Annotated in this window: 21 protein-coding genes and 1 riboswitch; of the genes, 16 read left to right on the top strand and 5 right to left on the bottom strand. The window is 74.6% G+C overall.

Annotated elements, in window-relative coordinates:
- Window positions 1–99 precede the first annotated feature (99 nt).
- A complete protein-coding gene (locus tag ACLIN4_RS08130) occupies window positions 100–1,698 on the bottom strand; it encodes an ABC-F family ATP-binding cassette domain-containing protein (RefSeq protein WP_107478900.1) in 1,599 nt (532 codons plus the stop codon).
- Window positions 1,699–1,999: 301 nt separating this feature from the next.
- Between ACLIN4_RS08130 and ACLIN4_RS08135 the strand changes: the two genes are divergently transcribed.
- Complete coding sequence (locus ACLIN4_RS08135; RefSeq protein WP_100044956.1) at window positions 2,000–2,404, top strand: VOC family protein; 405 nt, start codon at window positions 2,000–2,002, stop codon at window positions 2,402–2,404.
- Between the two features lie 28 nt (window positions 2,405–2,432).
- Here ACLIN4_RS08135 and ACLIN4_RS08140 read toward each other — a convergent pair whose 3' ends face one another.
- The 3 genes from ACLIN4_RS08140 to ACLIN4_RS08150 all read right to left on the bottom strand — a co-directional run bounded on the left by ACLIN4_RS08140 (window position 2,433) and on the right by ACLIN4_RS08150 (window position 6,176).
- Window positions 2,433–3,851, bottom strand: a complete 1,419-nt coding sequence (locus ACLIN4_RS08140) for a hypothetical protein (RefSeq protein ID WP_289909696.1) — start codon at window positions 3,849–3,851, stop codon at window positions 2,433–2,435.
- Window positions 3,852–4,247: 396 nt separating this feature from the next.
- Window positions 4,248–5,375, bottom strand: coding sequence for an alpha/beta hydrolase family protein (locus ACLIN4_RS08145; protein ID WP_381944006.1), 1,128 nt, complete (start codon window positions 5,373–5,375; stop codon window positions 4,248–4,250).
- An 81-nt stretch (window positions 5,376–5,456) separates the two neighbouring features.
- A complete protein-coding gene (locus ACLIN4_RS08150; protein ID WP_381916069.1) occupies window positions 5,457–6,176 on the bottom strand; it encodes a class II aldolase/adducin family protein in 720 nt (239 codons plus the stop codon).
- Between the two features lie 223 nt (window positions 6,177–6,399).
- Between ACLIN4_RS08150 and ACLIN4_RS08155 the strand changes: the two genes are divergently transcribed.
- From ACLIN4_RS08155 to cobI, 9 genes are all read left to right on the top strand, one after another.
- Complete coding sequence (locus ACLIN4_RS08155; protein WP_100044960.1) at window positions 6,400–7,638, top strand: inorganic phosphate transporter; 1,239 nt, start codon at window positions 6,400–6,402, stop codon at window positions 7,636–7,638.
- A 34-nt stretch (window positions 7,639–7,672) separates the two neighbouring features.
- Window positions 7,673–7,894 (top strand): hypothetical protein, encoded by a 222-nt coding sequence (locus tag ACLIN4_RS08160; RefSeq protein ID WP_043374477.1) that lies wholly within the window; start codon window positions 7,673–7,675, stop codon window positions 7,892–7,894.
- Between the two features lie 170 nt (window positions 7,895–8,064).
- A riboswitch (cobalamin riboswitch) is annotated at window positions 8,065–8,205 on the top strand.
- Window positions 8,206–8,309: 104 nt separating this feature from the next.
- Window positions 8,310–9,275 (top strand): cobalamin biosynthesis protein, encoded by a 966-nt coding sequence (locus ACLIN4_RS08165; protein ID WP_289909706.1) that lies wholly within the window; start codon window positions 8,310–8,312, stop codon window positions 9,273–9,275.
- The gene (locus ACLIN4_RS08170) at window positions 9,272–10,780 is read left to right on the top strand and encodes a cobyric acid synthase (protein ID WP_290014003.1); all 1,509 of its coding nucleotides are present in this window, start codon (window positions 9,272–9,274) and stop codon (window positions 10,778–10,780) included. Before ACLIN4_RS08165 ends, ACLIN4_RS08170 begins: the two co-directional genes overlap by 4 nt.
- Complete coding sequence (cobN, locus tag ACLIN4_RS08175) at window positions 10,777–14,430, top strand: cobaltochelatase subunit CobN (protein WP_269958253.1); 3,654 nt, start codon at window positions 10,777–10,779, stop codon at window positions 14,428–14,430. The genes ACLIN4_RS08170 and cobN overlap by 4 nt, the downstream gene beginning before the upstream one ends.
- Complete coding sequence (locus ACLIN4_RS08180) at window positions 14,427–16,442, top strand: putative cobaltochelatase (RefSeq protein ID WP_411575619.1); 2,016 nt, start codon at window positions 14,427–14,429, stop codon at window positions 16,440–16,442. Before cobN ends, ACLIN4_RS08180 begins: the two co-directional genes overlap by 4 nt.
- Window positions 16,442–17,041, top strand: coding sequence for a cob(I)yrinic acid a,c-diamide adenosyltransferase (cobO, locus tag ACLIN4_RS08185; RefSeq protein ID WP_100044965.1), 600 nt, complete (start codon window positions 16,442–16,444; stop codon window positions 17,039–17,041). The genes ACLIN4_RS08180 and cobO overlap by 1 nt, the downstream gene beginning before the upstream one ends.
- A complete protein-coding gene (locus tag ACLIN4_RS08190; protein WP_373429062.1) occupies window positions 17,038–18,483 on the top strand; it encodes a cobyrinate a,c-diamide synthase in 1,446 nt (481 codons plus the stop codon). The genes cobO and ACLIN4_RS08190 overlap by 4 nt, the downstream gene beginning before the upstream one ends.
- The gene (gene cobI, locus ACLIN4_RS08195) at window positions 18,480–19,229 is read left to right on the top strand and encodes a precorrin-2 C(20)-methyltransferase (RefSeq protein WP_411575620.1); all 750 of its coding nucleotides are present in this window, start codon (window positions 18,480–18,482) and stop codon (window positions 19,227–19,229) included. The genes ACLIN4_RS08190 and cobI overlap by 4 nt, the downstream gene beginning before the upstream one ends.
- 20 nt (window positions 19,230–19,249) lie before the next feature.
- Here the strand turns inward: cobI and ACLIN4_RS08200 are convergent, their stop codons facing one another.
- Entirely contained in the window at window positions 19,250–19,978 is a 729-nt protein-coding gene (locus tag ACLIN4_RS08200) for a ZIP family metal transporter (protein ID WP_290014007.1), read from the bottom strand.
- Between the two features lie 86 nt (window positions 19,979–20,064).
- Between ACLIN4_RS08200 and cobM the strand changes: the two genes are divergently transcribed.
- The 6 genes from cobM to cobC are packed head-to-tail and all read left to right on the top strand — an operon-like array spanning window position 20,065 to window position 26,406.
- Complete coding sequence (gene cobM, locus ACLIN4_RS08205; RefSeq protein ID WP_369180701.1) at window positions 20,065–20,901, top strand: precorrin-4 C(11)-methyltransferase; 837 nt, start codon at window positions 20,065–20,067, stop codon at window positions 20,899–20,901.
- The gene (cbiE, locus tag ACLIN4_RS08210) at window positions 20,898–22,133 is read left to right on the top strand and encodes a precorrin-6y C5,15-methyltransferase (decarboxylating) subunit CbiE (RefSeq protein WP_381944019.1); all 1,236 of its coding nucleotides are present in this window, start codon (window positions 20,898–20,900) and stop codon (window positions 22,131–22,133) included. Before cobM ends, cbiE begins: the two co-directional genes overlap by 4 nt.
- Window positions 22,130–23,812, top strand: coding sequence for a precorrin-3B C(17)-methyltransferase (cobJ, locus tag ACLIN4_RS08215; protein ID WP_411575621.1), 1,683 nt, complete (start codon window positions 22,130–22,132; stop codon window positions 23,810–23,812). Before cbiE ends, cobJ begins: the two co-directional genes overlap by 4 nt.
- Window positions 23,809–24,411: a precorrin-8X methylmutase gene (locus ACLIN4_RS08220; protein WP_289909724.1), complete on the top strand. Its 603-nt coding sequence runs from the start codon at window positions 23,809–23,811 to the stop codon at window positions 24,409–24,411. The genes cobJ and ACLIN4_RS08220 overlap by 4 nt, the downstream gene beginning before the upstream one ends.
- Complete coding sequence (locus tag ACLIN4_RS08225; protein ID WP_289909726.1) at window positions 24,408–25,328, top strand: sirohydrochlorin chelatase; 921 nt, start codon at window positions 24,408–24,410, stop codon at window positions 25,326–25,328. Before ACLIN4_RS08220 ends, ACLIN4_RS08225 begins: the two co-directional genes overlap by 4 nt.
- Entirely contained in the window at window positions 25,300–26,406 is a 1,107-nt protein-coding gene (gene cobC / locus ACLIN4_RS08230; protein WP_289909728.1) for an Rv2231c family pyridoxal phosphate-dependent protein CobC, read from the top strand. The genes ACLIN4_RS08225 and cobC overlap by 29 nt, the downstream gene beginning before the upstream one ends.
- The last annotated feature ends 14 nt before the right edge of the window (window positions 26,407–26,420 follow it).

Raw genomic sequence — 26,420 nt, forward strand, 5'->3', positions numbered from 1 at the left:
GATGAGGAGAACTCACACAGATGGTGGATCACGGATCGGCTGAATGATCCATACCCAGTGGATCATCCATTCGATCAAGCGAGGGCGACGAGCACTCGATCAAGCGAGGGCGACGAGATCCGCGTAGTCGGCGCCCCAGAGGTCCTCGACGCCGTCCGGAAGCAGAATGATCCGCTCCGGTTGGAGTGCCTCGACGGCGCCCTCGTCGTGGGTGACCAGGACGACCGCGCCCTTGTAGGTGCGCAGCGCGCCCAGGATCTCCTCGCGGCTGGCCGGGTCGAGGTTGTTGGTGGGCTCGTCGAGCAGCAGCACGTTGGCCGACGACACCACGAGGGTGGCCAGCGCCAGGCGGGTCTTCTCGCCGCCGGACAGGACACCGGCCGGCTTGTCGACATCGTCGCCCGAGAACAGGAACGAGCCCAGCGTCTTGCGGACCTCGACGAGGTCGAGGTCGGGGTTGGCCGAGCGCATGTTCTCCAGGACGGTGCGCTCGGGGTCGAGCGTCTCGTGCTCCTGCGCGTAGTAGCCGAGCTTGAGGCCGTGGCCCTCGATCACCCGGCCGGTGTCGGGCTTCTCGACGCCGCCGAGGAGGCGGAGCAGGGTGGTCTTGCCCGCGCCGTTGAGACCGAGGATGACGACCCGGGAGCCCTTGTCGATGGCCAGGTCGACGTCGGTGAAGATCTCCAGGGAGCCGTACGACTTGGACAGGCCCTCGGCCATCAGCGGGGTCTTGCCGCACGGCGCGGGCTCCGGGAAGCGGAGCTTGGCGACCTTGTCGGACTGGCGGACCGCCTCCAGGCCGGAGAGCAGCTTGTCCGCGCGGCGGGCCATGTTCTGCGCGGCGACCGTCTTGGTGGCCTTGGCGCGCATCTTGTCGGCCTGCGAGTGCAGGGCGGCGGCCTTCTTCTCGGCGTTGGCGCGCTCGCGCTTGCGGCGCTTCTCGTCGGCCTCGCGCTGCTGCTGGTAGAGCTTCCAGCCCATGTTGTAGACGTCGATCTGGGAGCGGTTGGCGTCCAGGTAGAAGACCTTGTTGACGACCGTCTCGACCAGGTCGACGTCGTGGGAGATCACGATGAAGCCGCCGCGGTAGGTCTTCAGGTAGTCCCGCAGCCAGACGATCGAGTCGGCGTCGAGGTGGTTGGTCGGCTCGTCGAGCAGCAGGGTGTCCGCGTCCGAGAACAGGATGCGGGCCAGCTCGATACGGCGGCGCTGACCACCGGAGAGCGTGTGCAGGGGCTGGCCGAGCACCCGGTCGGGCAGGTTCAGCGCGGCGGCGATGGTGGCGGCCTCGGCCTCGGCGGCGTAACCGCCCTTGGTGAGGAACTCGGTCTCCTGGCGCTCGTACTGCCGCAGGGCCTTGTCGCGGGTGGCCCCCTGGCCGTTGGCGATGCGCTGCTCGTTCTCCCGCATCTTGCGGATCAGTACGTCGAGGCCGCGCGCGGAGAGGATGCGGTCGCGGGCGAGCACGTCTAGGTCACCGGTGCGCGGGTCCTGCGGGAGGTAGCCGACCTCTCCGGAGCGGGTGACGTTGCCCGCGGCGGGCTGGCCCTCGCCGGCGAGGACCTTGGTGAGGGTGGTCTTGCCGGCGCCGTTGCGGCCGACCAGGCCGATGCGGTCGCCCTTGGCGATGCGGAAGGTGGCGCTTTCGATGAGGACGCGGGCACCGGCGCGCAGCTCGATGCCGGAGGCGGAGATCACGGTCAGACTCCTGGGCGGGTGGGTGGCGGGATGGTCGGCTGGTGGATTCCCGCCGTCTAATGCGCGAGGAGAATGGCCATGGGGCCAGTCTAACGGGGCCGTGCAAGGGCTTTTCCGGGTCCGGCCGTCCACGGCCCCCTGTTCGGGGCTCCCGTGTTCGGACGTGCTGGTCCGGGACGTTGTCGGTGGGCGGTGCAAGACTGGCCACAGCGCTGGATTCCGGGACTTCCCGGACCATCGGGAGCTTCGCGGCGTCCGGTCCCCGACACCGGCTCACAAGGGAGTGATCGGCATGGCAGGCATGGACGGCGGCCGTCCCAGCGTCTTCCCGACGCTGCTGTACGCGGATGCCAAGGCGGCGGTCCGCCAGCTCACCCAGGCCTTCGGCTTCACGGAACTCGCCCTGTACGAGGGCGAGGACGGCTCGGTGGCCCACGCCGAGCTCGCCCAGGGCAACGGCGCGGTCATGCTCGGCTCGAAGGGCACGGGCAGCCGCTTCGACGAGGCGATGAGGAACGCGGGCACGACGGGGGTCTACGTCGTGGTCGACGACGTGGACGCCCATCACCGCAGGGCCGTGGAGCACGGCGCGGAGATCCTCATGCCCCCGACCGACCAGGACTACGGGTCGCGGGACTACATGGCCCGGGACCTGGAGGGGAACATCTGGAGCTTCGGCACCTACGCTCCCGAGATCCGCGCCTGACACCGGGCCCGACGCCCTCCTCCCGCCCTCAGCCCCCGGTGTGCACCTGGAACGCCGCCCTGCGCACCGCCTTGGCCAGGGCGGGGTCGGGGTGGGCCGCGGCGAGCGCGACCAGGACCTGCACGGTGCGCGGGTGCCCTACCGCCCGGACCTCGTCGAGCAGGGCCGGGACGGTGGGCTGCACCGCGGACTCCAGGTGCCGCACGAGCAACGGGGCCTCTCCGTGGTCGGCGACGGCGGCGGCGGTGTCGACCCACAGCCAGGTGGCCTCCCGACGGGTGAGGACGTGGTGGGCGTCCTCGGGGTCGGCGCCGTCGTGCTCGGCGAGCCACAGCAGGGCGTAGGGCCGCAGCGTCGGCTCGTCGACGACGGCGCGGACGTCCGGCTCGGCGGGGGCGCCGACGACCCGCAGCGCGTCGAAGGCGAGGCCGCGCAGCAGGGCGTCCTCGCCGCGGGCGGCGTCGATCAGCTCCGTGACGGCGCTGCCGACGGGGCGGGCGGCGAGCCAGGCTCGGTACTCGGCGCGGGCGGCGTTCGGGCGGAGCCGGGCGCAGCCGCGGAGCATGTCCTCGGCCGGCTGCTCGATGTTGCCGGCCGGGCTCTGCGCGGCGACGCAGATCTGCTCCAGCTTGACCCAGACCGCCCAACTGCCGAGCGGGGTGAGCGTGGCGTGACCGTCGCCGCAGGTCAGGGCGCCGACGGAGGCGAGGGCGTGCAGGGCCCAGTCGAGCAGGGGGGCGAGCGGGGTGTCGGCGGCGGCGTCCGGCACCGGTGCGGCCTCGGGGGGCTGCGGGGTCCCGGGCTCGAGGCGGGGGCCGTAGGGCACCTCGCAGCGCTCGGTGCGCAGTTCGGTGACGCGCTGCTCCAGCAGGTCCAGGAGCTGCGCCACGGGCACGGGTCCGGCGGACAGCTGGAGGAAGGAGAGCACCTGGGGCATGGCGGAGATGACCTCGGCCACGGCGGCGGGCTCCTGCCCGGCGGGCTCGGGATAGGCGAGCGACCAGGCGTCGAAGAGGGCGACCCAGCCGCGCAGCACGGCGCTGTCGTCGCGGTTCCAGGCGCGCAGCCGCCAGCCGGGGCGGGCGCTGTCGCCGTGCACCTCGACGAGTCCCGCGAGGCGGGCGGTGTCCCAGTCGGCGCGGACCTCGGCCGGGGTCAGGCCCAGTTCCCGGGCCGCGCGTTCGGCGGTCGCGTCGGAGAGGGTGGCCTTGCCGTCGGCGGTCGCGCTGCCGCGGCCGAGGGCACTGTCGGCCCAGCGGGCGACGCGGGCCGCGTCGGCAAGACCGGCGCGTGCCATTCTGGCCAGCTCCGACCGGGCGGGTGTGCCCTCCGGGGGCCGTGGCGCGGCGCGGCGCGGACGCCGCTGGGTCATCGCTTGGGGGGCGGCGGCCAGGGGTCGCGGGCGGACGAGTCGGAGCCTGGAGTCGCGCGGGATACGGGACGTCACGGGTGCAGTCTTCCGGTTGACGGTCCGAAAACCCAAACGGAATGCGACGACCCCCGTCCAGGACGGGGGACGCATCGGCCCGGAACACCCTCCGGGAGCTGGATCAAGCCACCGGTACGACGCTAAGCGGAACCCGGACGGCGCCCCTGCGCCGCGACTCCGCCACGGTCGCCCGGCACGTGCCGCGGGCAACGCGGCCCGGCCCGCCGAGCAGGCCGCGGCACAGGTCCCGGCGGCGTGTGCCGTGGCCGCGGCACACGCCGCCGGGACTTCCGACACGCGCCCCACCGGGCGCGCACGGGCACGGCCCACGCGGCGCGCGCCGCCGGAAGCGCGCCGCGCTCGGGTGGGAGGCCCGGCGTGCGCACAGGGTGCGGCGCCGGAGGGGCTGCGGGGTCACACCAGCGGGGTCATGAAGCGGCGGAGGGTCTCCTCGTAGTGCTCGGGGTCGGCGTTCCACATGGCTCCGTGCGGGGCCCCCTTGACGGTGTGCAGGGCGACCAGGCGCGGGTGGGTGTCGGCGAGGCGGCGGGACAGCCGCCAGGGGGCCACCGCGTCGTCGGGGCCGTGGAAGACCAGGGTCGGGACGGCCGGGCGGTACAGGCCGGCGGTCCCGGCGTCGTGGTCGGCGTGCAGTCCGGCGCGGCCCTGGGCGGCGCGGACGGCGAGCGGCAGGAGCGCGCCCGGGGTGCGGCGGGCGGCGGCCAGGGCGCGCAGGGTGGCCTCCCAGCTCAGGACCGGGGAGTCCAGCACGAGCCCCGCGATGCGCTCGCGTACGCCGGAGAGCGCAGCGGTGCGCAGGGCCATGGTGGCGCCGGTGGACCAGCCGAGCAGCACGACCTGGCGGGCGCCGTGGTCGACGGCGTAGCGGATCGCCGCGTCCACGTCGCGCCACTCGGTCTCGCCGAAGTGGTGCAGGCCGTCCGGTGAGGGCGGGGCGCCGACGTCGCCTCGGTAGGCGAGGGCGAGCACCGGGACGTCGCGGCGGTGCAGGGGCGCGATGATGTTCAGCGCGTGTTCGCGGGTGGCGGCCAGGCCGTGCACGGCGATGACCCAGGTCGGGCGGGAGCCGGGCAGGAACCAGGCCGGGAGCGGGCCCGGCTCGCCGGGGACCTCGACGTCGGCGAACTCGAGGTCGAGGGCGGTGCCCGGGTCGCCGACGTACAGGTTCGGGGTGAACCACACCCGGTCGCCGGCCGTGAGGGTGCCGTGCGTGACGCGTTCGAGGCGGCGTACGACCGTGTCGGCGCCGTGGTCGGCCGTGCCGAGGACCGGGCCGACGACCGCGTGGGAGCCGTCACCGGCGAGACCGTAGCGGCCGGGGCGCAGCGCGGCCAGGTCCCGGGTGAGGGTGATCTGGCCGGCGGCGGTGCCGTGCACGGTGAGCCGGGGTTCGGTGGGCAGGGGCCGTCCGGGCGGCGCCTTGAGCGCGGCGTCGCTGGCGAGCCGTCCGGCGGCGACGCTCGCCGCCCCTGCGGCCAGGGCTGCGGTGACGGCGGCGGCCGTCGCGGGGAGGATGCGCACGCCTTTCAGTTTCCCGGGGGGCTCCGGAGTAAGCCACCGGGACGGCGGACGGGCGGGCCGTTCGGATCAACCGGTGCCGGGTCAGGACCGCTGCCCGTACTCCCGCAGCCGGTCGGCCACCTCGGCCAACTGCTCCTCGGTCAGCAGGGACGGCGACCGGCCCGGCACCGAGGAGGCCGTCAGCCACAGGCGGCACATCCACTCCAGCTGGGCGGTGCGGTCGTAGGCCTGGTCGAGGGAGGTGCCGTAGGTGATGGTGCCGTGGTTCTTCAGGAGGCAGCCGGTGCGGCCGGTGAGGGCGTCGAGCATGGCGCGGGCCAGTTCGTCGGTGCCGTAGGTCGCGTAGGGGGCGACGCGGACCGGGCCGCCGAGTGCCGCGGTCATGTAGTGCACCGGCGGGAGTTCGGGGACGAGGAGCGAGACGGCCGTGGCGTGCACGGCGTGGGTGTGGACGACGGCCCCGGCGTCGGTGGCGCGGTAGACGGCGAGGTGCATGGGCAGTTCGCTGGTGGGGACCAGCGTCCCGAGCACCTGCCGGCCGTCGAGGTCGACGCCGGTGATGTCCTCGGGGGCCAGACGGTCGTAGGGCACGCCCGAAGGGGTGACGAGCACCGTGTCGCCGACGCGCACGGAGACGTTGCCCGAGGTGCCGACCACCAGGCCGTCCGTCACCGTCCGCCGGGCCGTGGCGACGAGCGCCTCCCAGGCCGCCTCCCGGGCCGTCTCCGGGGCGCTACCCCCGTCCGCGCCCGTCCGTCCGGACACCCGTTCCGCCGCCTCCCCGGCCCGCGAATACGTCACAGTCACCCTCTCCTCCCCGGCCGCTCCCGGCCCTCGCCCACCGCCGCCGACCGGCTTCACGGCGATCCTGCCAGGCACGTCTCCGGAGAGCATCGGGGCGAACACGGGGAGGGAGGCGGCACCCCCGGTTCCGGTCACCGCGACGCCCGGTCCAGTTCATCTTCCGTTCACCATGGTTACCTACGTTCGTCCAGCCAATGACCTCGAACGATTGCCTGGGTAAATGGAAAGCTTCTCGCTGATCCTCGCGATTGTGGTGGTGACCGCTCTCGCGTTCGATTTCACGAACGGTTTCCACGACACCGCCAACGCGATGGCAACGACCATTTCGACCGGTGCGCTCAAGCCCAAGGTGGCGGTGGCCATGTCCGCCGTCCTCAACCTTGTCGGCGCTTTCCTCTCGGTGGAGGTCGCCAACACGATCTCCAAGGGTCTCGTGGACGAGACCGGCATCCGTCCCGAGGTCATCTTCGCCGCCCTGGTCGGCGCGATCCTCTGGAACCTGCTGACCTGGCTGGTCGGTCTCCCGTCCAGCTCCTCGCACGCCCTGATGGGCGGTCTGATCGGTGCCGCGATCGCTTCGGCGGGCGTCGGCGCGGTCCACGGCGACGTGCTCGTCACCAAGGTGCTCCTCCCGGCGATCGCCGCCCCGCTGGTCGCGGGCATCGCGGCGATGCTCGGCGCGCGGCTGACGTACCGGCTCGGCCGCAAGGCCGACGGCAAGGCCGCCGCCAAGGGCTACCGCACCGGGCAGATCGCCTCCGCCGGTCTGGTCTCGCTGGCCCACGGCACCAACGACGCCCAGAAGACGATGGGCATCATCACCCTGGCCCTGGTCGCCGGCGGCTCGCTCGCCCCCGACTCCGACCCGCCCCTGTGGGTCATCCTCTCCGCGGGCATCGCCATCGCGCTCGGCACCTACCTCGGCGGCTGGCGCATCATCCGCACCATGGGCAAGGGCCTGACCGACCTCCAGCCGCAGCAGGGCTTCGCCGCCCAGACCAGCGCCGCGACGGTCATCCTGGCCTCCTCCCACCTCGGCTTCTCCCTCTCCACCACGCACTCGGTCTCCGGCGCGGTGATGGGCGCGGGTCTCGGCCGCAAGGGCGGTGTGGTCCGCTGGTCCACGGCCACCCGGATGTTCGTCGCCTGGGGTCTGACCCTGCCGGCCGCGGCCCTGGTCGCCGCGATCGCCGAGTGGGTGTGCGGCCTGGGCGACTGGGGCACCGCCCTCGTCGCGGTCTTCCTGATCGCCTCCAGCGCCGCCATCTGGAAGATCTCCCGGCGCGAGGTCGTCGACCACACCAACGTCATCGACACCGACGAGCCCGAGCAGTCCGGTGTGGTGACCCAGGCGATGGCCGCCGTCACCCCGCCCCCGGCGGGCGTGACCGAGGAGCCTGCGGCCGCCGTCGCCGCCGCGTCCGAGTCCAAGGCCCCGTCGGCCACCACCACCGTCTGAACCCGCGCTCCGGGTACGAAGGAAACGAACCTCCATGAGCATCGACTGGGCAGCGCTCGGCTCCGTCTTCGGGGTCAGCCTCGTGGCCACCGTGGCCCTGGTGGGCCTGTTCACCCTCGGCATCGCCGGTCTCTCCCGCCAGGAGCGGGCCGCCGCCGAGGGCGGCTCCGCGGGCCTCGCGGTCACCGGCGCGTACGCGTGCTTCGCCGCCTGCGCGGCGGCGGTGGCGTACGGCATCTATCTGATCGTCGCCTGAGCGACGCGCACGTCGCGCACTCTCGTGAGGCGGGGCGCAGGACGGACTCGGTGTCCGTCCTGCGCCCCGCCTTTCCCTGTGGCCCGCGCACCTCTTCCGCGCGCCCGCGCACACCGCCCGCGTGTGGGCCTTCGCACACTCCCCCATCGCAGGTCAACAGCAAGTTGACGGGTGTTCGCGGGCCGTGGTGGACTGCCGGAGCCAATACGGCGACAGGAGAGGAAGCCGGTGCGAATCCGGCGCGGTCCCGCCACTGTGACCGGGGAGCGATCCCCGGGAGCCAGGAACTCTCATCGCCGTTCTCTTCTAACCAGGGCGCGGACACCCTGAGTGAGGACATATCGCCATGCGCGGCTGCCGTTCCAGGCTCACCAGCGACACTCTTCGCCTCCCCCTCCCCGCGGCCGGTTGAGCCGTGCGCGCCGAACGCGTCTTCGCGTACGGCGCCGCCGCCGGCCTCCTCGGTGACCTCCTCCTCGGCGACCCGCGCCGCGGACACCCGGTCGCCGCGTTCGGCCGTGCCGCCGGTGCCGTGGAACGGGTGCTGTGGCGTGACCACCGTGGGTGGGGCGCGCTGCACACCGCCGTGTGCGCCGGTGGCGCCGCCGCCCTCGGGCTGGCCGCCACCCGCGCCGTACACCGCTCCCCCGCCGCCTCCGTCGCGCTGACCGCCGCCGCCACCTGGTCGGTCGTCGGCGGCACCTCGCTCGCCCGCGAGGCGGTCGCCGTCGGCCGTGCCCTGGAGGCCGGCGACGTCGAGGCGGCCCGCGCGCGGCTGCCGCACCTGTGCGGGCGGGACCCGCAGGCGCTGGACGCCGACGGGATCGCGCGGGCGGTCGTGGAGTCCGTCGCCGAGAACACCTCGGACGCGGTGGTGGGCGCCCTGGTCTGGGGCGCGTTGGGCGGGGTGCCCGGACTGCTCGGCTTCCGGGCCGTGAACACCCTGGACGCGATGGTCGGCCACAAGTCGCCCAGGTACCGCCGCTACGGCTGGGCCTCGGCCCGGCTCGACGACCTCGCGGGCTGGCCCGGCGCCCGGCTGACCGCCGTCCTGGCCACCGTGGCCGGCGGCGATCCGCGGGGCGCCGTACGGGCCTGGCGCGCCGACGCAGCACAGCATCCGAGCCCCAACGCCGGTCCCGTGGAGGCCTCCTTCGCTGGCGCCCTGGGCGTGCGGCTGGGCGGGACGCTCTCCTACGGCGGGCGCATCGAGCACCGGCCCGTCCTCAACGGGGCGGCGGGGCGCGCCGTCCGGGCCGGTTCCGGCGACATCGACCGGGCCGTACGGCTCTCCCGGCGCGTGGGCTGGCTGGCGCTGGGCGTGTGCGCGGGCGCGCGGCTGATCGCCCGCCGGTCACTCACGAAGGGACGTACGTCATGAGCGGTGGCCTCCTCGTCGCCGGCACCACCTCCGACGCCGGCAAGAGCGTCGTCACCGCCGGGATCTGCCGCTGGCTGGTGCGTCAGGGCGTGAAGGTCGCGCCCTTCAAGGCGCAGAACATGTCGCTGAACTCCTTCGTCACCCGCGAGGGCGCCGAGATCGGGCGGGCGCAGGCCATGCAGGCCCAGGCGTGCCGCGTGGAGCCGACCGCGCAGATGAACCCGGTGCTGCTGAAGCCGGGGGGCGAGCAGAGCAGCCAGGTCGTGCTGCTCGGCAAGCCGGTCGGCGAGATGAGCGCCCGCGGCTACCACGGCGGACGGCAGCAGCGGCTGCTCGGCACCGTGCTGGACTGTCTGGCCGAGCTTCGGGGCACGTATGACGCGGTGATCTGCGAGGGGGCGGGCAGTCCGGCCGAGATCAACCTGCGCCGGACCGACATCGTGAACATGGGGATCGCCCGGGGCGCCGGGTTCCCCGTCCTCGTCGTCGGCGACATCGACCGCGGGGGCGTCTTCGCCTCGTTCTTCGGCACGGTGGCGCTGCTGGCCCCCGAGGACCAGGCGCTGGTCGCCGGGTTCCTGGTCAACAAGTTCCGCGGCGACGTCTCGCTGCTGGAGCCGGGCCTCGACATGCTCCACGGGCTCACCGGGCGGCGGACGTACGGCGTCCTGCCCTTCCGGCACGGGCTCGGCATCGACGAGGAGGACGGACTGCGGGTCTCCCTGCGCGGGACCGTGCGGGAGTCGGTCGTCGCGCCGCCCGTCGGCGAGGACGTGCTCCGGGTGGCCGTCTGCGCGGTCCCGCTCATGTCCAACTTCACGGACGTGGACGCGCTCGCGGCCGAGCCGGGCGTCGTGGTGCGGTTCGTGGACCGGCCGGAGGAGCTGGCCGACGCGGACCTCGTGATCGTGCCGGGCACGCGGGGGACGGTCCGGGCGCTGGAGTGGCTGCGGGAGCGGGGGCTCGCGGACGCCATCGCGCGCAGGGTGGCCGAGCGGCGGCCCGTGCTCGGCATCTGCGGCGGGTTCCAGCTGCTCGGCGAGCACATCGAGGACGACGTGGAGTCCCGTGCCGGGCACGTGGACGGGCTCGGACTGCTGCCCGTGCGGGTGCGGTTCGCCCGCGAGAAGACCCTCACCCGGCCGGTGGGCGAGGCCCTCGGCGAGCACGTCGAGGGGTACGAGATCCATCACGGGGTCGCCGACGTGACGGGCGGCGACCCCTTCCTGGACGGCTGCCGGGTCGGCCAGACCTGGGGCACGCACTGGCACGGCTCGCTGGAGTCGGACGGCTTCCGGCGGGCGTTCCTGCGCGAGGTGGCCGCCGCCGCGGGCCGCCGCTTCGTGCCGGCCCCCGACACCTCGTTCGCCGCGCTGCGCGAGGAGCAGCTCGACCTGCTCGGCGACCTGATCGAACACCACGCGGACACGGACGCGCTGTGGCGGCTCATCGAGTCCGGCGCGCCGCAAGGACTGCCCTTCATTCCACCGGGAGCGCCCGCATGAGCACAGTGTTGTTGTTGTCGACCGCCGACACGGACCTGCTGGCGGCCCGCGCGTCGGACGCCGCCTACCGGATCGGCAACCCGACCCGGGTCGACGTACGCGAGGAGTTGCCGGGGCTCGTCGAGGGCGCGGACGTCGCCGTCGTGCGCCTGCTGGGCGGCAAGCGCGCCTGGGAGGACGGGCTCGCCGCGCTGAAGGCCGCCGGCGTCCCGACCGTCCTGCTGGGCGGCGAGAGCGTGCCGGACGCCGAGCTGATGGCCGAGTCCTCGGTGCCGGCCGGGGTGGTGGCGGAGGCGCTGCGCTATCTGGTCGAGGGCGGTCCGGACAACCTGACCCAGCTCGCCCGGTTCCTGTCCGACACCGTGCTGCTGACCGGCGAGGGCTTCGACGAGCCGCGGAAGATGCCGGAGTACGGCCTCCACGGCGAGCGGGCGTTCACCGAGGGCCGCCCGACGGTCGGCGTGCTCTTCTACCGCGCCCACCAGCTCAGCGGCAACACCGCCTTCGTCGACACCCTGTGCGACGCGATCGAGGCGCGCGGCGCCAACGCGCTGCCCGTGTACTGCGGTTCGCTGCGCGGCGCGGACGCCGGGCTGTACGAGCTGCTGGGCCGGGCGGACGCCCTGGTCGCCACCGTCCTCGCGGCGGGCGGCACGCACGCCTCGCAGGCGTCGGCGGGCGGCGACGAGGAGGCGTGGGACATCGGCGCGCTGGCCGACCTGAACGTCCCGGTGCTGCAAGGGCTCTGCCTGACCTCGTCCCGGGCCGCCTGGGAGGAGTCGGACGCCGCCCTCTCCCCCATGGACGCGGCGATGCAGGTCGCGATCCCGGAGTTCGACGGGCGCCTGGTCACCGTGCCGTTCTCCTTCAAGGAGCAGGGCCCCGACGAGGTGCCGGTGTACGTGGCCGACCCCGAGCGGGCCTCGCGGGTCGCCGGGATCGCCGTACGGCACGCGGCGCTCAAGCACAAGCCGAACGCCGAGAAGAGGCTCGCGCTGGTCTTCACGGCGTACCCGACCAAGCACTCCCGCGTCGGCAACGCGGTGGGACTGGACACCCCGGCCTCGGCGGTGCGGGTGCTGGACGCGCTGCGGGACGCCGGGTACGCGCTGACCGAGTACCCGTCCGGCGGCGACGAGTTGATCCACCGGCTCATCGAGGCCGGCGGCCACGACGTCGAGTGGCTGACGGAGGACCAGCTGGCCGCCGCGCCCGCGCGGGTGCCGCTGGCCGACTACCGGGCGTGGTTCGAGAAGCTCGACCCGGACCTCAAGGGAGCCATGCGGGAGGCGTGGGGCGAGCCGCCGGGCTCGCTGTACGTGGACGGGGACGACATCGTGCTCGCCTCGCTCCAGTTCGGGAACGTCGTCGTCATGATCCAGCCGCCGCGCGGCTTCGGGGAGAACCCGATCGCGATCTACCACGACCCCGACATGCCGCCGTCGCACCACTACATGGCCGCCTACCGGTGGCTGGAGAACAGCTTCGGCGCCGACGCGATCGTGCACATGGGCAAGCACGGCACGATGGAGTGGCTGCCCGGCAAGGGCCTCGGGCTGAGCGCCGGGTGCGCGCCCGACGCGGTCCTGGGCGACCTGCCGCTGATCTACCCGTTCATCGTCAACGACCCCGGCGAGGGCACCCAGGCCAAGCGGCGCGGCCACGCCACGGTCGTCGACCACCTCGTGCCGCCGATGGCGCGCGCCGACACCTACGGCGACCTGGCCAAGCTGGAGCAGCTGCTCGACGAGTACGCGCTCGTCTCCGACCTGGACCCGGTGAAGGCGCCGGCGGTCCGCGCGCAGATCTGGACGCTGGTCAAGGCCGCGGAGCTGCACCACGACCTGCACGTGGACGACCAGCCGGACGACGACGAGTTCGACGAGTTCGTCATGCACATCGACGGCTATCTGTGCGAGATCAAGGACGTGCAGATCCGCGACGGGCTGCACATCCTGGGCGGCGGCCCGGTCGGCGAGCCGCGCGTCAACCTCGTGCTGGCGGTGCTGCGCGCCTCGCAGGTGTGGGGCGGTCAGGCGAACGCGCTGCCGGGCCTGCGGGCGTCCCTGGCCGAGCACTTCGGGCTGGTGGAGAAGGAGCTGCTGGCCGAGCCGGGCGCGCCGGTGAAGGTGCCGGTGGAGCTGACGGACCTGGTGGACGGCCCGGCGCGTTCGGCCGCCGACGCGATCGACCTGCTGGAGCAGCTGTGCCGGCGGTTCGCGGAGGGCATGGAGGCGCGGGCGTGGGAGACCGCGGCCGTGCCGGCGCTGGTGCGCGAGGTGCTGGGCACCGAACTGCCCGACGCGGTCGCGGTGCTGGAGTTCGCCTGCGCCGAGGTCGTGCCGCGGCTGGCCCGGACCACGGACGAGATCGGGCACATCCTGCGGGCCCTGGACGGTGGTTACGTCCCGGCGGGCCCGTCGGGCTCCCCGACCCGCGGACTGGTCAACGTGCTGCCGACCGGCCGCAACTTCTACTCCGTCGACCCGAAGGCGATCCCGTCCCGGCTGAGCTGGGAGGTCGGGCAGTCGCTCGCGGACTCGCTGATCCAGCGGTACCTGAGCGACACCGGCGAGTACCCGAAGTCCGTCGGCCTCACGGTCTGGGGCACGTCGGCGATGCGCACCCAGGGCGACGACATCGCCGAGATCCTGGCGCTGCTGGGCTGCCGTCCGGTCTGGGACGACGCCTCGCGCCGGGTGACCGGCTTCGAGATCGTGCCCCCGGCGGAGCTGGGACGGCCGCGCGTGGACGTCACGGTGCGCATCTCGGGCTTCTTCCGGGACGCGTTCCCGCACGTCGTGGGGCTGATCGACGACGCGGTGCGGGCGGTGGCGGAGCTGGACGAGCCGGCCGAGCAGAACTACGTGCGCGCCCACGCCGACGCCGACACCGCCGAGCACGGCGACCGGCGCCGGGCCACCGCCCGCATCTTCGGCTCCAAGCCGGGCGCGTACGGCGCCGGTCTGCTGCCGCTGATCGACGCCCGCAACTGGCGCTCCGACGCCGACCTCGCCGAGGTGTACGCGGTGTGGGGCGGCTACGCCTACGGGCGCGGGCTCGACGGGCGGGCGGCGCGCGGGGACATGGAGACGGCGTTCCGGCGGATCGCGGTGGCGGCGAAGAACGTGGACACCCGCGAGCACGACCTCGTCGACGCCGACGACTACTTCCAGTACCACGGCGGCATGGTCGCCATGGTGCGGCACCTGACGGGGACGAGTCCGGAGGCGTACGTCGGTGACTCGGCCACCCCGGACCAGGTGAAGACGCGGACGCTGGGCGAGGAGACGCACCGGGTCTTCCGGGCCCGCGTGGTCAACCCGCGCTGGATGGCGGCGATGCGCCGGCACGGCTACAAGGGCGCCTTCGAGATGGCGGCGACCGTCGACTACCTCTTCGGGTACGACGCCACGGCCGGGGTCGTGGACGACTGGATGTACGAGAAGCTCAGCGCCGAGTACGTCTTCGACGCGGAGAACCGGGACTTCATGAAGAAGTCCAACCCGTGGGCGCTGCGGGGCATCACGGAGCGGCTGCTGGAAGCGGCCGACCGCGGCCTGTGGGCCGAACCGGACGCGGAGACCCTGGAGCGGCTGCGCGCCACCTATCTGGAGCTCGAGGGCGACTTGGAGGGCGACGAGAAGTGAGTACCCCGTTCCCGTTCACGGCCGTCGTGGGTCAGGACGACCTGCGGCTCGCGCTGCTGCTGAACGCCGTCTCCCCGGCGGTGGGTGGCGTGCTGGTGCGCGGCGAGAAGGGCACCGCCAAGTCCACGGCCGTGCGCGCGCTGTCGGCGCTGATGCCGGAGGTGGACGTCGTCTCCGGGTGCCGCTTCTCCTGCGACCCGCACTCCCCCGACCCCGGCTGCCCGGACGGACCGCACGAGCCGGGGGCCTCGGGCTCCCGGCCGGCCCGGATGGTCGAGCTGCCCGTCGGTGCCTCCGAGGACCGGCTGGTGGGCGCCCTCGACATCGAGCGGGCCCTCGCGGAGGGCGTGAAGGCCTTCGAGCCGGGCCTCCTGGCCGACGCGCACCGGGGCATCCTGTACGTCGACGAGGTGAACCTCCTCCACGACCACCTGGTGGACCTGCTGCTGGACGCGGCGGCGATGGGCGCCTCGTACGTCGAGCGCGAGGGTGTGTCGGTGCGGCACGCCTCGAAGTTCCTGCTCGTCGGCACCATGAACCCCGAGGAGGGCGAGCTGCGGCCGCAGCTCCTCGACCGGTTCGGGCTGACCGTGGAGGTCTCGGCCTCGCGCGAGCCCGACCAGCGCGTGGAGGTCGTGCGGCGCCGGCTGGCCCACGACGACGACCCGGCCGGTTTCGCCGCGCGCTGGGCCGACGAGGAGGCCGCCGTACGGGCGCGGATCGTGGCGGCGCGGGAGCTGCTGCCCTCGGTCCGGCTCGGGGACGGGGCGCTGCGGCAGATCGCGGCGACCTGTGCCGCGTTCGAGGTGGACGGCATGCGCGCCGACATCGTGATGGCCCGCACGGCGACCGCGCTGGCGGCCTGGGCCGGGCGGACCGACGTACTGGCGGAGGACGTGCGGCAGGCCGCGCTGCTGGCGCTGCCGCACCGGCGGCGGCGCAACCCGTTCGACGCGCCGGGCCTCGACGAGGACAAGCTCGACGAGACGCTGGAGGAGTTCGGCGGGCCGGACGGGGACGGTGGCGGGGACGACGACCCCAACCCGGACCCCGACGGTCCCGGTGGCCCCGGTGGGCAGCCGGAGCCCGACGACGCCCCGCAGGGCGACGGTGACGCCGCCGCCCGCCCCGAGGCCGGGGAGAGCGGGGAGCCGCAGCCTTCCGGCGGTGCCGGTGAGCAGTCCCCCGCGCGGGCCGCGGAGCCGTTCCGGGCCAAGGTGCTGAGCGTGCCGGGGCTGGGCGAGGGGGCCGCCGGGCGGCGGTCGCGGGCGCGGACCGAGCACGGGCGGACGACCGGGGCCCGCCGGCCGCAGGGGGCGCTGACCAAGCTGCACCTGGCGGCGACCGTGCAGGCCGCCGCCCCGCACCAGCGGGCGCGGGGGCGCAGCGGCCCGGGGCTGGTGGTGCGGCGGGACGATCTGCGGCAGGCGACCCGTGAGGGGCGTGAGGGCAATCTCGTGCTGTTCGTGGTCGACGCCTCCGGGTCGATGGCCGCGCGGCAGCGGATGAGCGCCGTCAAGGGTGCCGTGCTGTCGCTGCTGCTGGACGCCTACCAGCGGCGGGACAAGGTGGGGCTGGTGACCTTCCGCGGGTCGGCGGCCGATGTGGCGCTGCCGCCGACCTCGTCGGTGGACGCCGCCGCGGCACGGCTGGAGTCACTGCCGACGGGTGGGCGGACGCCGTTGGCGGCGGGGCTGCTGCGTGCCCACGAGGTGCTCCGGGTGGAGCGGCTGCGGGACCCGGCGCGGCGGGCGCTGGTCGTGGTGGTGACGGACGGGCGGGCCACCGGTGGCCCCGAACCGGTGGCGCTCGCGGGGCGCGCGGCGCGGCTGTTCGCGGCCGAGGGCGTCGCCTCGGTGGTCGTGGACTGCGAGTCGGGGCCGGTGCGGCTGGGGCTGGCCGGGCGGCTCGCGGGTGAGCTGGGCGGTACGGCGGTGACGCTGGACGAGCTGCGGGCGGACTCCATCGCCGGGCTGGTGAAGGACGTGCAGGGGAACAGGAGGGCCGCGTAATGCCGAAGGGGCAGCCGAGCGTCGTACCGGACGACGGACTGACGACCCGTCAGCGGCGCAATCGTCCGCTGGTCGTCGTGCACACGGGCATCGGGAAGGGCAAGTCCACCGCCGCCTTCGGGCTGGCGCTGCGGGCCTGGAACCAGGGGTGGCCGATCGGGGTGTTCCAGTTCGTCAAGTCGGCGAAGTGGAAGGTCGGCGAGGAGAACGCGCTGCGGGTGCTGGGCGCCAGCGGTGAGGGCGGGTCCGTCGACTGGCACAAGATGGGCGAGGGCTGGTCCTGGGTCCAGCGGGACGCCCAGATGGACAACGAGGAGAAGGCCCGGGAGGGCTGGGAGCAGGTCAAGCGGGACCTGGCCGCCGAGACGTACAAGCTGTACGTGCTGGACGAGTTCGCCTACCCGATGCACTGGGGGTGGGTCGACACCGACGAGGTCGTGTCCGTGCTGCGGGAGCGGCCCGGGACCCAGCACGTCGTGATCACCGGGCGGAACGCGCCGGAGAAGCTGGTGGAGTTCGCCGACCTCGTCACCGACATGTCCAAGGTCAAGCACCCGATGGACGCGGGGCAGAAGGGGCAGAGGGGCATCGAGTGGTGACCTCCGCCGTTCCCCGGCTGGTCGTCGCCGCGCCCTCCTCGGGCAGCGGCAAGACCACCGTCGCCACGGGTCTGATGGCCGCGCTCGCCGGGCGCGGGCTCGCCGTGTCGCCGCACAAGGTCGGGCCCGACTACATCGACCCCGGGTACCACGCGCTCGCCACCGGGCGGGTGGGGCGGAACCTCGACGCGTACCTGTGCGGGCCCGAGCTGGTCGGGCCGCTGTTCCTGCACGGGGCGCGCGGGTGCGACATCGCCGTGGTCGAGGGCGTGATGGGGCTGTACGACGGGGCCGCCGGGGAGGGTGAGCTGGCGTCCACCGCGCAGGTCGCCAAGCTGCTGCGGGCGCCGGTGGTGCTGGTCGTGGACGCGTCGTCGCAGTCCCGGTCGGTGGCGGCACTGGTGCACGGGTTCGTGTCCTGGGACCCGGAGGTGCGGGTCGGGGGCGTGATCCTCAACAAGGTGGGCTCCGACCGGCACGAGGCGCTTCTGCGGGAGTCGTTGGACTCCGTCGGGGTGCCGGTGCTGGGGGTGCTGCGGCGGGCGCGGCAGGTCGATGTGCCGTCCCGGCACCTGGGACTGGTGCCGGTCGCCGAGCGGCGGGGTGCGGCGGTGGATGCCGTCGCGGCGATGGCGGCGCAGGTCTCCGACGGTTGTGACCTGGAGGCGTTGGTCGGGCTGGCGCGGAGTGCGGGGGCGTTGGAGTGTGCGGCTTGGGACGCGGGTGAGGTTCTGCGTTCTTCGCCCCCGCCGCCCCTTCCCGTCCCGACCCCGGGGGCTGCCGTCCCCGGGCGCCCGCTTTCGGCCCTGGACGGGCCTCGTCCTCGAACGCCGGACGGGCTGAAACGCGTCGCCGTTGCCGGTGGGCCGGCCTTCACGTTCTCCTACGCCGAGCACGCCGAGCTGCTCGCCGCCGCCGGGGCCGAGGTCGTCGTCTTCGACCCGCTGCGGGACGAGGAACTCCCCGACGGGACCGCCGGGCTGGTCGTCGGGGGCGGGTTCCCCGAGGTGTACGCCTCCGAGCTGTCCGCCAACGAGCCGCTGCGCAAGGCCGTCTCCGAGCTGGCGCTGAGCGGCGCCCCGGTCGCCGCCGAGTGTGCGGGGCTGCTGTACCTGTGCCGGGAGCTGGACGGGCTGCCGATGTGCGGGGTGCTGGACGCCGCCGCGCGGATGTCGGAGCGGTTGACCCTGGGGTACCGGGACGCCGTGGCCGTGTCCGACAGTGCGCTGGCCACGGCGGGGACGCGGATGCGGGGGCACGAGTTCCACCGGACGGTCGTGGAGCCGGGGGCCGGGGCGGCGCCCGCGTGGGGGATGCGTGCGCCCGAGCGGCGCGTCGAGGGATTTGTGGAGCGCGGTGTGCACGCGAGCTATCTGCACACGCACTGGGCGTCCGAGCCCGGTGTCGCCCGTCGGTTCGTGGAGAGGTGCCGGACGTCATGAGCAGCAGGCTGGTCGGGGTCGGAGTCGGGCCCGGGGACCCGGAGCTGGTGACCGTCAAGGGGGTCAACGCGCTGCGGGCCGCCGAGGTCGTCGTCGTACCCGTGATGGCTGCACCCGATGGAAAGGACGGCGGGGAGCGGGGGCGGGCGGAGGCCACCGTGCTGCACTACGTCCCCGCCGAGAAGGTCGTACGGGTCGTGTTCGCGCTGAACGAGCGCACCGACCGGGCACGCCGTGAGGCGGCATGGGACGCGGCCGGGGAGCGGGTGGCCGCGCTGCTCAGGGAGCACGGCAGCGTGGCCTTCGCGACCATCGGCGACCCCAACGTGTACTCCACCTTCACCTATCTCGCGCAGACGGTCGGCGAGCTGGTGCCGGGCACCGCCGTGGAGACCGTGCCGGGGATCACCGCCATGCAGGACCTCGCGGCGCGGTCGGGCGCGGTGCTGACCGAGGGCACCGAGCCGTTGACGCTGGTGCCGGTGACCGCGGGGACCGCCGTGCTCAAGGACGCGTTGAACGGGCCGGGCACGGTCGTCGCCTACAAGTTCGGCCGGCAGGCGGCCGAGGTCGCCGAGGCGCTGCGGGAGACCGGGCGGCTGGACGACGCCGTGTGGGGGTCGGCGCTGGGGCTGCCGGAGGAGTCGGTGCGGGCCGCGGCGGAGCTGGACGACGGGCCGCTGCCGTATCTCTCGACGCTCATCGCGCCCGCCCGGCGCGAGGGCGGGCGGGGCGGGAAGCTGTGAACTCCGCCAGGGGCGGCGGCTCATTCGGCCACGCCCACCACCAGCCAGATGAACGCCGCTCCCGCGACCGTGCACAGCAGCGTCGAGCGGGCCGGGTGCTCGTGGTGGGCCTCGGGAAGGATCTCGGCGGCGGCGAGGTAGAGCAGCGCGCCGCCGAAGAGGCCGAGATACGCGCCGAGTACGCCCTCCGGGATGGTGAACAGGAGCGTGGAGGCCGCGCCGGCCACCGGGGCCACGGCGTCGGCGAACAGCATCGCGATCGCGCGGCGGCGGGCGTTCCCGTACAGGCTGGTGAGCGTGTAGGTGTTGAAGCCGTCCGCGAAGTCGTGGGCGATCACCGCCATCGCGACCGCCACGCCCATGCCGCCGCCGATCTGGAAGGCCGCGCCGATCGCCACGCCGTCCATCGCGCTGTGCCCGACCATCGCGGCGGCGGCCGTCAGGCCCACCTCGGGCGAGCGGTGCCCGTCCTCCTCGCCTCCGTGCGCGGCGCGGCGGGCGGCCAGCAGGCGTTCCACCAGGTGCGCGAGCAGGAATCCGGCGACGAAGAGCAGCAGCGCCTCCGGCACGCCGAACACCTCGTCACCGGCCGCCTCCAGCGCCTCCGGCAGCAGGTCGAGGCCGACCACACCCAGCATCAGGCCGCCGGCCAGACCCAGGACGAGGTGGCGCCGGTCGGTCACCCGCTGTGCCGTCCAGCCGCCGGCCAGCGTCATCAGGAACGCGCCGAGCGCGACGAAGACCGCCATGGGCCCTTGCTATCCGATCGGAGCGCGGATCCGTGCGCACGACAGCAGCAACGGCAGTAAATATGCGTAGGAAAGGACCCAGACCCATGGATTCCGTGGCCCGTGATGCCGCTGCCCGTACCGGCAAGGTGACCTTCGTCGGGGCCGGCCCCGGCGCCGCCGACCTGCTGACGTTCCGCGCGGCGCGCGCCATCGCGGAGGCCGATGTCGTGATCTGGGCGGCGAGCCTGGTGCAGGCGGAGGTGCTGCACCACGCGCGGGAGGGCGCGGAGGTCCTGGACTCGGCGACGATGTCGCTGGAGGACGTCGTGGCCGTCTACCGGCGGGCGGCGCAGGAGGGGCTGCGGGTGGCCCGTATCCACTCCGGCGATCCGGCGCTGTGGGGCGGTACGCAGGAGCAGCTGGACCGGTGCGCGGAGATCGGCATCGCGACCGAGGTCGTGCCCGGTGTCTCCGCCTTCTCCGCCGTGGCCGCGCTGGCGCAGCGGGAGCTGACGATTCCGGAGGTGGCGCAGTCCGTCGTCCTCACGCGGCTCGGCGGCGGGAAGACGCCGATGCCGCCCGGGGAGGAGGTCCGCGAGTTCGCGAAGCACGGGACGACCATGGCGGTGTTCCTGTCGGCGGCGCGCAGCGGGCAGCTGGTGCGGGAGCTGCTGGAGGGCGGCTACCCGACCGACACCCCGGTGGTCGTCGCGTACCAGGCCACCTGGCCGGAGGAGCTGGTCGTGAAGTGCACGATCGGCACGCTGGAGGAGACGGTCAAGGAGCACAAGCTCTGGAAGCACACCCTGTTCCTGGTCGGCCCGGCCCTCGACGCGCACGGCACGCGCTCGCACCTGTACCACCCGGGGCACTTCCACGGCTACCGGAAGGCCGATCCGGAGGCGCGGCGTGAGCTGCGCGCGCGGGGTGCGAGCACGTGATCACCGTCGTGGGGATGGGGGCCGCCGGCGCGGCGCCCGCCGGGGACGTCGTCGCGGGTGCGGAGCTGGTCGTCGGCGGGCGGCGGCACCTGGAGGCCGTACGGCTGCCGGAGGGGGCCGAGCGGGTCGTCCTCGGGGCGCTGGCGCCCGCCCTGGACACGGTCGCGGAGTACGTGGCGAAGGAGCGGCCGGTGGTCGTGCTGGCCTCCGGCGACCCGGGGTTCTTCGGGATCGTGCGGGTGCTGGCCGAGCGGTTCGGGGCTCAGCGGCTGGACGTGCGGCCCGGGGTCTCGTCCGTCGCCGCCGCCTTCGCGCGGGCGGGGCTGCCGTGGGACGACGCCGTGGTGGCCAGCGCGCACGGGCGGGACCTGCGGACGGCGGTGAACCTGTGCCGGGCGCACCCGAAGGTCGCCGTGCTGACCGGGCCCGGTGCCGGACCGGCGGAGCTGGGCGCCGCGCTGCGGACCGACCCGCGGGTCCTGGTCGTCGCCTCCGCGCTGGGCACCGGCGACGAGCGCGTGGAGCGGGTGACGCCCGTCGAGGCCGCGGGCCGGGACTGGGGAGCGGCGGTGAGTGTGGTGCTGTGCCTGGACGAGGCGCGGGCGCTGGGTCCGGTCCGCTCGGTCGCCGGGCCTCGGCCGGGGCCCGCCGGGTGGGCACTGGACGAGACGGAGTTCGCCCACCGCGACTCGATGATCACCAAGTTCGAGGTGCGGGCGCTGGCGCTGGCCCGGCTCGGGCCCCGGCCCGGGGATCTGGTGTGGGACGTCGGGGCGGGCTCGGGGTCCGTGGCCGTGGAGTGCGCGCGGCTCGGCGCGGCCGTCACCGCCGTCGAGAAGACGCCGGACGGCGTGGAGCGGGTGCGCGCCAACGCCGCCGCGCACGGGGTGGACGTGCGGGTGGTGCACGGGGCGGCGCCCACGGCCCTGTCCGGCCTGGACGACCCGGACGCCGTGTTCGTCGGGGGCGGCGGGCGCGAGCTGCCCGCCATCGTCGCCGCCTGCGCGCGGCGCGCCCGGCGGGCCGTGGTCGTCGCGATGGCCGCGCTGGACCGGGTGCCGGCGGCCCGCGAGGCGCTGCTCGGCGCCGGACTGGAGTGTGACGGGGTGCTGTTGCAGTCGTCCCGGCTGGCGCCGCTGCCGGGTGACGTGACCCGGCTGGCGGCCACCAATCCCGTGTTCCTGCTGTGGGGCGTGAGGCCGCACAGCCGTACCGAAGGAGTTTCCCCTTGATCGGCCTCATTTCCGCCACCGCGGCGGGAGCTGCGGCGCGGGACCGGCTGGCCGCGGCGTGGCCGGACCGCACGCGCGTGTACGGGGGTCCCGTCGCGGACGCCGTGCGGACCGCGTTCGTCGAGTGCGAGCAGCTCGTGTGCTTCCTGGCGACCGGGGCCGTGGTCCGCCTCGTGGCTCCGTTGCTGGACGGCAAGCGGACCGACCCGGGGGTGGTGTGCGTCGACGAGGGCGGGCGGTTCGCCGTGTCGCTGGTCGGCGGCCACGGCGGCGGCGCCAACGAACTGGCCCGCGCGGTCGGCGAGGTGCTGGGCGCCGAGCCGGTGGTGACGACGGCGACGGACGCCGTGGGCCTGGCCGGTCTGGACACGCTCGGGCTGCCCGTGGAGGGCGATGTCGCCGGGGTCTCGCGGGCCCTGCTGGACGGCGAGCCGGTGGCGCTGCGGGCGGAGGTGAGCTGGCCGCTGCCGCCGCTGCCGGTCACCGAGGACGGGGCGTACGCGGTCCGGGTGACCGACCGCCTGGTGGAGCCGGCCGAGCGGGAGGCCGTCCTGCGTCCGCCGTCCCTGGTCGTCGGCGTGGGCGCCTCGAAGGGCGCTCCGGTGGACGAGGTCCACGGGCTGGTGGAGACGGCCCTGCGGGAGGCCGGGCTGTCCGCCGCGTCGGTCGCCGAGCTGGCCACCGTGGACGCCAAGGCCGAGGAGCCGGGGATCGTGGGCGCCGCCGAGCGGCTGGGCGTGCCCCTGGTGACGTACGCCGCCGACGAACTGGCGGGCATCGAGGTGCCCAACCCGTCCGACGCCCCGCTCGCGGCCGTCGGCACCCCGTCGGTCGCGGAGGCGGCGGCGCTGGTGCGCGGCGGCGAACTCCTGGTTCCCAAGCGCAAGTCGGCGGCCGTTCCGGCGATGGCGACCTGCGCGGTCGTACGGCGGCCGGGGCGCGGGCGGCTCGCGGTGGTCGGGCTCGGGCCGGGCGCCCGGGACCTGGTCACGCCGCGCGCGCAGGCGGAGTTGCGGCGGGCGTCGGTGCTGGTCGGGCTCGACCAGTACGTCGACCAGATCCGCGACCTGCTGCGGCCCGGCACGCGGGTCCTGGAGTCGGGGCTCGGCGCCGAGGAGGAGCGGGCCCGGACCGCGGTGGAGGAGGCCCGGCGCGGGCACGCCGTGGCGCTGATCGGGAGCGGGGACGCCGGGGTGTACGCCATGGCCTCGCCCGCGCTCGCGGAGGCGTCCGACGACATCGACGTGATCGGGGTGCCCGGGGTGACGGCGGCGCTGGCGGCCGGGGCGATCCTGGGCGCGCCGCTCGGCCACGACCACGTGTCGATCAGCCTGTCCGACCTGCACACGCCGTGGGAGGTCATCGAACGGCGGGTGCGGGCGGCGGCCGAGGCGGACATCGTCGTGACGTTCTACAACCCGCGCAGCCGGGGCCGGGACTGGCAGTTGCCCAAGGCGCTGGCGATCCTCGCGGAGCACCGGGCGCCGGCCACGCCGGTGGGTGTCGTGCGCAACGCGTCGCGGGCCGACGAGTCGAGCCGGCTGACCACGCTCGCCGCGCTCGACCCGGCGACGGTCGACATGATGACGGTCGTGACGGTCGGCAACACCGCGACCCGCGAGATCGCCGGGCGCATGGTGACGCCGCGCGGCTACCGCTGGCAGGAGGAGCCGAAGTGAACCGCGTCGTCCATCCCATCGAGGAGGAGTCCTACCGGCGGCTGCGCACCCGCCTGGACACCTCGCACTTCCCGCCGCTGACCCGCGCGGTGGTGGAGCGGGTCATCCACTCCGCCGCCGACCTGGAGTACGCCACCGACCTCGTGACCGACGAGGCCGCGCTGGAGCGGGCGTACGCCGCGCTGCACGCCGGGGCGCCCGTCGTCGTGGACGTCGAGATGGTCGCGGCCGGGATCACCCGGCGGGAGACCGTCTGCCGGCTGAAGGAGGCCGTGGCCGGGCCGGGCCTGACCCGTTCGGCACACGCGATCCGGCTTGCGTACGAGCAGGTCGGTCCCGGTGCCCTCTGGGTGATCGGCAACGCGCCGACCGCCCTGGAGGAGCTGCTCACCCTGGACGCCGACCCGGCGCTCGTCATCGGTCTGCCCGTCGGTTTCGTCGGCGCGGCCGAGTCCAAGGCCGCGTTGCGCGAGAGCGGGCTGCCCGCCGTCAGCAACGTGTCCGAGAAGGGCGGTTCGGCGGTCGCCGCCGCCGCGCTCAACGCCCTGCTGTACCACCCCACTTCGTACTCCGATTCGCATTTCGAGGAGAAATCGTGACCACCCCGCCGCCCGCCCTGCTCATCGCCGGACACGGCACCCGGGACGAGGCCGGAGCCGAGGCCTTCCGCGACTTCGTGCGCGAGCTGGGCCGCCGCCACCCCGAACTGCCCGTCGCGGGCGGCTTCATCGAGCTGTCCCCGCCGCCGCTGGGCGAGGCCGTCGCCGAGCTGGTGGAGCGCGGGGTGCGCCGCTTCGCCGCGGTGCCGCTGATGCTGGTGTCGGCCGGGCACGCCAAGGGCGACATCCCGGCGGCGCTGTCCCGCGAGAAGGAGCGCCACCCCGGCATCACCTACACCTACGGGCGTCCGCTGGGCCCGCACCCGGCGCTGCTGCGGGTGCTGGAGCGGCGGCTGGCTCAGGCGGTCGACCCGTCCTGGGACCCGGCCGAGGTGACCGTGCTGCTGGTCGGGCGCGGGTCGACGGACCCGGACGCCAACGCCGAGGTGTTCAAGGCGGCGCGGCTGCTGTGGGAGGGGCGCGGATACGGGGCCGTGGAGACGGCGTTCGTGTCGCTGGCCGAGCCGGACGTGCCGGGCGGCCTGGAGCGGTGCGCGCGGCTGGGGGCGCGGCGGGTCGTGGTGCTGCCGTACTTCCTGTTCACCGGCATCCTCCCGGACCGGGTCCGGCACCAGACCGAGGAGTGGGCGGCGGCACACCCGGAGACCGAGGTGCGCTCTGCCGACGTCATCGGACCGGAGCCGGAGCTGCTGGACCTGGTGTGGGAGCGGTACGAGGAGGCCGTCAAGGGCGATCTGCGGATGAACTGCGACTCCTGTGTGTACCGGATCGCGCTGCCCGGCTTCGAGGACAAGGTGGGACTGCCGCAGCAGCCGCACTTCCACCCCGACGACGACGGCCACCACCACCACGGGCACCATCACGGGCATGGACACGCACACTCCCACGCACACTGAGACCGGGCCCGGAGCAGCGGCGGGGCCCGGTGGCCCTGACCTGCGGCACCACGGGGACGCCGAGGTGCGCGACGACGGCTCGGCGCTGGTGGACCTCGCGGTGAACGTCCGCGCGGACACGCCGCCGGCCTGGCTGCGCGAGCACATCGCCGCCTCGCTCGGCTCCCTCGCCACCTACCCGGACGGGCGGGCGGCGCGGGCGGCGGTGGCGGCGCGGCACGGGCTGCCGGTGGAGCGGGTGCTGCTGACGGCGGGCGCGGCGGAGGCGTTCGTGCTGCTGGCGCGGGCGCTGAAGGTGCGCAGGCCGGTCGTGGTGCACCCCCAGTTCACGGAGCCGGAGGCGGCGCTGCGGGACGCGGGGCACACGGTCGACCGGGTGCTGCTGCGGGAGGCGGACGGTTTCCGGCTGGACCCGGAGTGCGTCCCGGAGGACGCCGACCTGGTGGTGATCGGCAACCCGACGAACCCGACGTCGGTACTGCATCCGGCGGCCGTGGTCACGGGGCTGGCCCGTCCCGGGCGGACGCTGGTCGTGGACGAGGCGTTCCTGGACGCGGTGCCGGGCGAGCGGGAGGCGCTGGCCGGGCGGACGGACGTCCCCGGGCTGGTGGTCCTGCGCAGCCTCACCAAGACGTGGGGGCTGGCGGGGCTGCGCATCGGCTACGTCCTCGCGGCGCCGGAGACGATCGCGGCCCTGGAACGCGCCCAGCCCCTGTGGCCCGTGTCCACGCCCGCGCTGGCGGCGGCGGAGGCGTGCGTGGCGCCGCGTGCTCTGGCGGAGGCCGCACACGCGGCCCATCGCACCGCCGCGGACCGGGCCCACCTGGTCGCCGGGCTCGCCGGGTTCACCGACGCCGGCCTGCGGGTCGTCGCTCCCGCCGAGGGCCCCTTCGTCCTCCTCCGCCTCCCGCACGCCGCCGCCGTGCGCCACCGGCTGCGCGGCCTCGGGTACGCGGTGCGGCGCGGCGACACCTTCCCGGGGCTGGGCGAGGAGTGGCTGCGGCTGGCGGTACGGGACCGGGCGACCACGGACGGCTTCCTGGAGGCGCTGGGACGGGCGGTGACGGGACCGGCCTGAGGCGTACGGCCAGG

Source organism: Streptomyces mutabilis, from assembly GCF_046628145.1.
Classification (GTDB): domain Bacteria; phylum Actinomycetota; class Actinomycetes; order Streptomycetales; family Streptomycetaceae; genus Streptomyces; species Streptomyces mutabilis.